This is a genomic window from Candidatus Methylomirabilota bacterium, assembly GCA_036005065.1.
Classification (GTDB): domain Bacteria; phylum Methylomirabilota; class Methylomirabilia; order Rokubacteriales; family DASRDR01; genus DASYQW01.
Genome location: DASYQW010000217.1, coordinates 1 through 5,138, shown reverse-complemented (window position 1 = coordinate 5,138; position 5,138 = coordinate 1). Strand labels below are relative to the sequence as shown.

The 5,138-nt window shown below is 70.9% G+C and carries 7 protein-coding genes; 1 reads left to right on the top strand and 6 read right to left on the bottom strand.

Annotation, left to right across the window (positions count from 1 at the left end; translation table 11 throughout):
• The 6 genes from VGW35_16025 to VGW35_16000 all read right to left on the bottom strand — a co-directional run.
• The coding region (locus VGW35_16025; protein ID HEV8309167.1) for an FAD-binding oxidoreductase at positions 1-503 on the bottom strand (503 nt) is incomplete at its 3' end.
• Positions 504-519: 16 nt separating this feature from the next.
• Positions 520-2,139 carry an NAD(P)/FAD-dependent oxidoreductase gene (locus VGW35_16020; GenBank protein ID HEV8309166.1) on the bottom strand — a complete coding sequence of 540 codons (1,620 nt, stop codon included), beginning with the start codon at positions 2,137-2,139 and terminating at the stop codon, positions 520-522.
• A 69-nt stretch (positions 2,140-2,208) separates the two neighbouring features.
• Positions 2,209-2,397, bottom strand: a complete 189-nt coding sequence (locus VGW35_16015; protein ID HEV8309165.1) for a hypothetical protein — start codon at positions 2,395-2,397, stop codon at positions 2,209-2,211.
• A 20-nt stretch (positions 2,398-2,417) separates the two neighbouring features.
• Positions 2,418-2,705, bottom strand: a complete 288-nt coding sequence (locus VGW35_16010; protein HEV8309164.1) for a hypothetical protein — start codon at positions 2,703-2,705, stop codon at positions 2,418-2,420.
• A 90-nt stretch (positions 2,706-2,795) separates the two neighbouring features.
• Positions 2,796-3,395, bottom strand: coding sequence for a thermonuclease family protein (locus VGW35_16005; GenBank protein HEV8309163.1), 600 nt, complete (start codon positions 3,393-3,395; stop codon positions 2,796-2,798).
• 153 nt (positions 3,396-3,548) lie between these two features.
• Positions 3,549-3,788, bottom strand: coding sequence for a hypothetical protein (locus VGW35_16000; GenBank protein ID HEV8309162.1), 240 nt, complete (start codon positions 3,786-3,788; stop codon positions 3,549-3,551).
• 370 nt (positions 3,789-4,158) lie between these two features.
• On the opposite strand from VGW35_16000, the gene VGW35_15995 reads away from it, so the two are divergent.
• Positions 4,159-5,138: homocysteine S-methyltransferase family protein (locus tag VGW35_15995; protein HEV8309161.1), on the top strand; the 980-nt coding region annotated here is incomplete at its 3' end.

The following is a 5,138-nucleotide window of genomic DNA, read 5'->3' as shown; positions in this document are numbered from 1 at the left end:
ACCGTGACGTGCTGATAGATCCGGCCGCCGTGGTCCTGGAGGGCCCAGGCGTAGGCCTGGACGGTGCGCTGGGGATTGGCGTGGCCGCCGAAGTGGAGGTAGAAGGCGCCCACCGCGTTGTCGCCGACGATCGGCACCCATTCCCGGAGCTCCCGTCCCTCCAGGGGCTCGCTCCGGAAGCCCCGCGAAGCCGCGATAGCCAGACTCCGCCGGTGGAGAGCGAGCTGGTTCTCGGTGAGCGCGACCCGGATCCGGTGGGGCTGGTACTCGGTCGGGTATCCGAGCAGCTCGTCCATCTGCGGCCACAGCCGCTGCTCTTCCAGTCCGAGGGGGCTGTAGATGTGGGTGGCCCCGCCCCCGTTGCGCCCCGAGGCTTCCCAGCCGACGATGCCCTTCTCGAGCACCACGACGTCCGCGCCCGCCCGGGCCAGCCACCAGCCGGCGCTGAGCCCGGTGACCCCGCCCCCGACGATCACGACCGCCGCGCCGTCGACCTCGGTCATGGCCCCAGTCCCGCCGTCACTTGTCCAGCGCGACCCACGAGCCGGCCTCGACCCGGCCGCTCCAGTGCGGCGCGAACTGGGTCGGGATCCCGAACCAGACGACCCAGTCGTCCCGCATCGCCGGCGGCTCGTCGTGGGGCCACAGGACCGACAGCGGCAGCGGGCGGAGGGGCGGACGGTAACTCGCCAGCGGGATGTCCCCGACCGGCAGCCCCGCCTCCCCGGCGAGGAGCAGGGCCACCTGCTCCCGGCAGCGCCGGCCCTGGCAGGGTCCCATCCCGGCCCGGGTCAGCCGCTTGACCTGATCCTGGTTGACGGGCCCGTCGCGGAGCAAGGTGCCGAGGCTCCGGGCGCTCATGCGGTCGGAGCGCCATCCGAGATACCGCGGGGGCGCCACCTGGCAGAGCTCCCGTCGCGTCACCTCTTCGCACTGGCAGGCGTTGACGTCCCACCCGCCGGCCTCGATCAGGCTGCGGAGCCACTGCATCCACCGGTCGTGCACCGGTGCCGGCTGCCCGTCGGTCGAAGACAGGAGCCCCGCCCGGAGCGCGCCGACTCGACCGGGCTCGAGGGCGCCCAGTGATTCGGCGGCGGCGATCCCGGCCAGCCGGCCCTGCGCCGCGGCGACGGTCGCGTCGGTCACTCGGCCTTCGTGGACGCCGGCGCAGTCGCCGGCCACGTAGACGTCGGGCAGGCTGGTGCGACCCCACTCGTCGGTCTCCGGCACCCATCCGCCCCGCTCCGAGTGGAAGGCGAGCCGGCAGCCCAGGACGCTCAGGAGCTCCACGTTCGGGACGAGGCCGATGGCCAGGCACACGGTGTCGCACGCGACCACCGTCTCCCGGCCCGGAATCGGCCGGCCGTCGCCGTCGAGCGCGACCAGGACGACGGCCTCGACCTCGTCCCGGCTTCCCTGGGCCTCCTTCACCGCGTGGGCCGCGAAGAACCGGACACCCTGGCCGAGGAGCCGCCGGCACAGGGCCGCGTCACCGCGCGCCGCGGGCGCGACCTCGACCACGGCCGCCACCTCCACGCCCCGATCCAGCGCCTGGGCCGCCACCTGGAGTCCCAGCGGGCCGGAGCCCAGGACGACCATCCGTTGAGCCGCGAGCGCGCGGTATCGGGTCGAGAGCGCGTGGGCGGCCTGGGCTCCCATGGTGCCGGCCTTCTCCCACCCCCGGAACCCCATCGCGAGGTCGCGGGCGCCGGCCGCCACCACCAGCCGATCGTACCCGACCAGCCACGAGCGCTCCGGGTCGGCCAGCCCGACCATCGGGCCTCCGAGCTCACGGACCGTGGCGGCATTCCGAAAGGCGCCCCAGACGTAGACCCCGAGCTGCACGTCGACGCCGGCGTCGTAGGCCGCCTCGAGCTGCGGACTCGACTGCACCACGCGCTCGAGCATCGTCCCCCGGTCGCGCACCGCCGCGCTCATGCGCTGGCCGAAGTAGAGCGGCACGTCCATCGCCATCATGTTGACGTCGACGGGGTGCTCGTCGACGAGGAGGACCTCGATTCCCGCTCGCGCCGCCTCGGTGGCGGCCGCGATGCCGGCCGGGCCCGCCCCGACCACGACCAGCGACACCCGGCGCTCCACGCCGGGCGCCTTGCCCGCCACCGACTTGGGATCGACCATCCGCGTCACGCTGGGCGCCTCTCGCTACCAGGGATGATAGGAGCTGCCGGCGGTCGCGACAAGAGCGGCCTACAGTCGCTCGTCCGGGAGAGTCCGCTTCATCAATTCGTTCGAGGGCAGCTCGGGTCCACCACCTTCCGGGCCGTCTCGACTTCCCGCGATGGGCAGCCTGGACGGGTCGAGCAGGCCGACCTGGGCGAGCACCCACGCCTGGTCCCAGTGGATCCGCTCCGAGGCGATCCGGCCATCCTCGACCACCCGCGAGCCCGTGGTGGCCCCTATCCGGCGGTGAGCTTGTACTCGAAGCTGCACTTGGGGTTCTCCGACGCGGCACTGCCACACGCGATGAGGACTTGCTCAACCTTGGTGGCCTGGAGAATCAACGGGTCGGCATCTTCGGGATCTGACTGGCCGCTCGCTCGCTCCGCGGATGCTCCTTCGCGACCCAACGAGACGGTCACCGGGCAGGTTCCAGTGTTTTTGACGGTCACACTCACCGTCGTCGGGGGCTTGTAGGTGGCCTTCACGGCCTCGATTCCGCATTGGTTCTTCTCGAATTTCGCCATCGGGGTCCTCCTTGAGCATCGGACGGCGTGTCATCGATAGGTCTACCCGGCGACTCCGAAACGGATAGGCCGCCCGGTCGATCCGGTCTGTCATCGCGTCGGCGAGTCGGTTGTCGCGTCCGTCGACGTGGCCCAGATGCCGAGCCGCTTCTGCCGGGCGTCGCGCTCCAGCGCCTCCAGCCGCTCCACGTATGCCCGAGCCTTCTCACCGGTCGGCAGCGCCAGAGACACGCCCTTGGGGCGCGCCAACCCCCGGCTGACCAGCACCTCCACCAGGCTCCGGCCGCCTACCTCGACCAACGCGTAGTAACGCGGCTCTCTGCCACGGCCCCCCGCCGTCGCCCAGCGCGTCCGCACGACAAACGGCTCTCGCAACATCCCCTGCACCGTGTCTCTGGCCCTGGCCCCGGCCTTCATGGTCTCGTCCAGCGTGACACCGAAATGTTCGCTCTGCTCGCGCGTCCGCTCCGCGTAGCGGAGGTTGGTCTCCGGTGCGTCCACGAAATAGAGCCGGAGATGGAAGTCGCGGGAGCCACAGCGCACGCGAAAGCTGTCCCCGTCATTGTCCTTGGCCGCCATGTACCGGCAATCGGTCAGGGTGACCCACGGCCGGCGCTCGGCGGCGCTGGCTGAGCCATGCACAACGAGCAACACGAGGGTGACGGCCGTGACGGGCCACGTTCGTCGCATGAGCACTCTCTCGGCTTCAGCGGGCGGTCAGACGGCCCCTCTCGCTCGGCGAAAGAAGTCCGCTTTCCGTGTAGGAGAGCAGCATGGCCCCGCGCGCCTGACGGCTAACGCGCGGGGCGCGCCGCTCGGGCCGGGGGGACGGCCAGGCGCTCATCACAAGCGCGCCAGCACCCTCAGGAGGACCGGAAAGAACATCAAGACGAGCGCGGTGTTCACGGTCAGCCCGACGACGGGCAGCCAGGCGGCGCGCTCGCGCCGGATGAGCGCCGAGATTCCCAGGATCACGCCGGCCGTCCCGAGGACCGGCGCCGCCGCCATCACCACCATGGTGACGAACAACCAGGCGTACCCGCCGCCCTCCCAGTCGGCGAAGGTCGGGAGGAACGCCACCATCTCGATCGCCGCCAATAGGACCGGCAGCAGGACCGAGATCGCGCCACAGACCGGCCTGCGTCCCCTCTGCTCACGCCGGCTCGGGTCGGTCGTCCCTGGCGATCGCATCTCACCCCGTGATGTCGAGGCTACGAATCGCTCGCCCAACGATAGGCCATTGATCGACACTCGGCAACAGGCTTCTCGTGTCGCGGGCTCCGGACCGGTAGGCCGAGCCGACGGCCACGCCGATGGCTTGACAGAGGAGCGCGGCCGAGCTTTGATACCGGCTGGGCCTGCCGGCCCCGCGTCTCAGGGCGCGGACCGGCGACCAGCCTTCGGGGTCGCCTCGTCCGCCACTTCCGCTTCACAGAACGGCCAGGGGGAGAGCATGGTCAGCTTCCAGGAGCTGCAGGACCGGATCGATCGCGGCCACGTCATCATTCTGGACGGCGCGGTAGGCACCCAGCTCCAGGCGATGGGGGTGCCCATGCACGGAATCGCCTGGGCCGCCGCGGCGCTTCAGACGCACCCTTACACGGTCCGGCAGATGCACGAGACCTACATCAAGGCCGGGGTCGACATCATCACCACCAACAGCTACGCCTCGGCCCGCCACAACCTCGAGCCGCTCGGACTCGGCGACTTGACGGCCGAGCTGAACATTCGCGCGGTGGCGCTGGCCCGCGAAGCCCGGGAGCGGACCGCCGGGGACCGCCCGGTCTACATCGCCGGGTCGGTCTCGAATTTCGGCCTCATCACGGGCGGCGAGGCCCGCCGGTATCGCTCCCTGCTGGGTCGGAGCGCCATCACCGTCGAGCAGGCGCAGGCCAACCTCCGCGAGCAGGCGCAAATCCTGGTCGAGGCGGGCGTCGATTTCCTGCTGGCGGAGTCGACGGGCAGCCTCGAGCACCGCAAGTGGGTCTCGCAGGCATGCTCGATGCCGGGGGTTCCCAAGTGGGTCGGCTTCAAGTGCCACACCGACCAGGGCGATCCCACGGTCAGGGTCGGCTACTCGTCGGAAACCCCGCTCACCCAGGCGCTCGACGAGGTCCTGCCGTTAGGCGGGTCCGTGGTCAACATCTTCCACACCAACGTCGACGACACCGCGGCGGCGCTCCCCATCGTGCTGGAGAAGTGGCCGGGCCCGGTGGGGATCTACCCCGAGGCCGGCCGCACCGATTACGTCGATCCGCGGCGCAACCCGGAGGTCGAGAACAACATCACGCCCGAAGAGTTCATCGGGCTGGCCCGGAAGTGGATCGACCAGGGCGTTCAGATCATCGGCGGCTGCTGCGGCGTCGGGGTCGAGTACATCCGGCCGCTCAGGCAGGAGCTGCCCGCCCGGATTCCCACCCCGAGACGGCCCGC

What these genes read in the sequence shown, in the direction of transcription:
- VGW35_16020 (HEV8309166.1), bottom strand. Translation starts at nt 2,139, where the DNA reads ATGGTCGATCCCAAGTCGGTGGCGGGCAAGGCGCCCGGCGTGGAGCGC.
- VGW35_16010 (HEV8309164.1), bottom strand. Translation starts at nt 2,705, where the DNA reads ATGGCGAAATTCGAGAAGAACCAATGCGGAATCGAGGCCGTGAAGGCC.
- VGW35_16000 (HEV8309162.1), bottom strand. Translation starts at nt 3,788, where the DNA reads ATGGTGGCGTTCCTCCCGACCTTCGCCGACTGGGAGGGCGGCGGGTAC.
- VGW35_16005 (HEV8309163.1), bottom strand. Translation starts at nt 3,395, where the DNA reads ATGCGACGAACGTGGCCCGTCACGGCCGTCACCCTCGTGTTGCTCGTT.